The following is a 2,844-nucleotide window of genomic DNA, read 5'->3' on the forward strand; positions in this document are numbered from 1 at the left end:
CGCGACGCCGTGCACGGCGACGACGCCGCCCTCTACGGCGCGGTCGCGCTCGCTCTTGACGAGGTGACGAGCGCGGAGGGCCTGGCGCGCACGCTCGGGTGAGCCGGCTTGTCCGTCCGCCCTCGCCCCGCTGCCGCCCCGCCTCGCCTCGCCTCGCCTCGCCTCGCCTCGCCTCGCCTCGCCTCGCCTCGCCTCGTGATCATCAGCACGTGAGGCAGGCCGGCGACGCCCAGATCGTGCGTGGTGTGCCCCTCGTCGCGGAGTGGCCGATCCGCGCTTGATCACGGGCACATCCGGCAGGTCCGAGGCGCCTGGGACGTGCCTGACGTGCTGTTGATCACGGGAGGGGGCGCTCCGCGAGCCCACCGAGCCGTGTACGAGCCGGGGGTGAGCCGCTCGGCGGTGGTGCCGGCCCCCGCGAGCGGCCTACCGTCGCGGACGTGGCGACGGAGCGGGACCTCGACGCCGCCCGCGCCCGGTTCCTGCGCGGCGGGCGCTCGGCGCTCGTGCCCGACGAGGTCCGCGCCGAGGTCCTCGCGTCGTGGGAGCGCTCCGGCCCCGCCGACGGACCCGCCCCGTTCGTCGGCCACCACGACGGGGGCCCGCTGGTCGCCGCCGCCGACGCCGTCCTCGGCGCCTTCGCCGCCGGGAACCCCGACGCCGGGTGCTCGCTCGGCCTCGTCGCCGACGACGGCACCCTGCGGCTGCGCCACGACACGGCCACCGCGCCGGCCGAGCTGCTCGACGCCGCCCGGTGGGTCCCGGGCCACCGCCACGACGAGCCCTCGACGGGGACGACCGCCGCCGCGCTGGTCCGCCACACCCGCCGCCCGGCCACCGTCGAGGGCCCGGAGCACCTGCACCCCTCGCTGCGCCCCCTGCGCGAGGCCGCCGCGCCGGTGACCCGCGGCGCGCACCGCGCGGCGGTCGTCGTCGTCACCCACGCCTCCGAGCGCGGCGGGACCCCGCTGGCGCTGGCGCGGATGCTCGCGGCCCACGTCGTCGAGCACGAGGAGCGCACCCGGCACCGTCGGGTGCTCGCGGTGCACGACGCGACCGCGGCGCTGCGGGCCGACGGCGTGCCGTGGGTGCTGGCCGCGGCCGGCGACGACCTCTGGGTCGGGCGCGCCGCGCAGGCCCTCGACCCGGCCGACCAGCAGTCGCTGCACGACCTGCTGACCGCGAGCGTCCTGCTCGACGAGACCGGCGGTGCCCGGCACGTCGACCTGCCCTCCGGCCGCTGCGCCGAGGTGCGCATCCACGAGGTCCGCGCCGACGACGGCGAGGCGCTCGGCGCGGTGCTGGGCGGGACCCCGGTCGAGGAGCACGTCCCGGCCGGCCGCACGACGACCGCCGCCCGCGAGGCCCGCCGTCGCCAGGGCTCGCACGTGGCGCCGACGGCCCGTCGCGACTTCGCCGCCGACCTGCACCGCGACCCGTCGGCGGAGGCCTCCGAGGAGGCGCGGCTGCGGGCCAACCAGGAGCTGTTCAGCCCGTACGTGCGGGCCCGCCGCGACGCGACCGCGACCCTCGCGCACCGTCGTCACCTGTTGCTCGTCGGGGAGACCGGCGTCGGGAAGCGGACGCTGGCCCGGGAGCGGTTCGCCCACCTCTTCCCCCGGGGCACCTCGACGACGATCGACTGCGCCACCCTCGACGAGCACCCGGCCCCCGGGGGCGACGCGCTCGTCGGCGACCCCGGCGGCGAGGTCCACCTGGTGCTCCTCGACGGGGTCCACGCGCTCACCCCGCGCAGCGCCCGCCGGCTCGACGAGGCACTGCGCCCGCTGACGGTGCTGCCGGGGCGGGTGCTCGTCGTCGGGTGCCTGGACAGCGGCTCGGTCGACGCCGGGCGGCCGTACGGGCTGCTGCTGCGCCACTTCCACGAGACGGTGCGGGTGCCGGCCCTGCGCCACCGGACCGACGAGCTCGCCGAGATCGCGCGCTCGGTGCTGCGCTCCACCAGCGGCGCGCGATCACTGCGGCTGTCCCACCAGGTGGTCCGCGTCCTCGAGGGCTACTCGTGGCCGGGCAACATCGCCGAGCTCGAGGACGTGCTGCGCTACGTGGTGTCCCGCAAGCCGGTCGGGGTGGTCCAGGCGCCCGACCTCCCGGCGTTCTGCTTCACCAGCGCCCCGCGCCTGACGATGCTCGAGACCGCCCAGGCCGACGCGATCATCCACGCGCTCTACGAGACCCGCGGCAACCGCTACAAGGCCGCAGCGATGCTCGGGATCGCCCGGTCCTCGCTCTACCGCAAGATCGACGCGTTCGGGATCAGCTACATCGCCTGAGGTGTCCCGGCCGCGGGACAGTCGGCGCCGGCGGGGCGGTCGACCGGCGCCGGATGGTCTCGATATCGGACAGTCCGGGTGTGTCCTGCGCCACTAGCGTCGGTCGGGTCGCAGCGCAGCCACGGAGGTCCCCCGCATGAAGGCACTTGTCTACCACGGTCCCGGTTCCAAGGCGTGGGAGGACGTCCCGGACGCCCGCGTCCAGGAGCCCACCGACGTCGTCGTGAAGGTCGACACCACCACGATCTGCGGGACCGACCTGCACATCCTGCAGGGCGACGTCGCCGCCGTCACCGACGGACGCATCCTCGGGCACGAGGCGGTCGGGACGATCACCGAGATCGGCGACGCGGTCCGCGGCTTCGCCGTCGGCGACCGCGTGCTCGTCCCCGCGATCACCAAGTGCGGACGCTGCGAGTACTGCCAGCGCGGGATGCCCTCGCACTGCCAGACCGTCGGCGGCATCGGCTGGATCTTCGGCCACCTCATCGACGGCACCCAGGCCGAGTACGTCCGGGTGCCCTACGCGGACACGTCGCTCTACGCCGTC

At 76.2% G+C, this 2,844-nt stretch carries 2 protein-coding genes; both read left to right on the plus strand.

Features of this window, described 5'->3' with window-relative positions; all coding sequences use genetic code 11:
* Window positions 1-440: 440 nt before the first annotated feature.
* Complete coding sequence (locus tag AC0CYZ_RS31965) at window positions 441-2,294, plus strand: helix-turn-helix domain-containing protein (protein ID WP_472222347.1); 1,854 nt, start codon at window positions 441-443, stop codon at window positions 2,292-2,294.
* Between the two features lie 136 nt (window positions 2,295-2,430).
* Window positions 2,431-2,844 (plus strand): alcohol dehydrogenase catalytic domain-containing protein (locus tag AC0CYZ_RS31970; protein ID WP_472222349.1); only part of this gene is annotated, 414 nt, incomplete at its 3' end.

Source organism: Actinomycetospora sp., assembly GCF_055612215.1.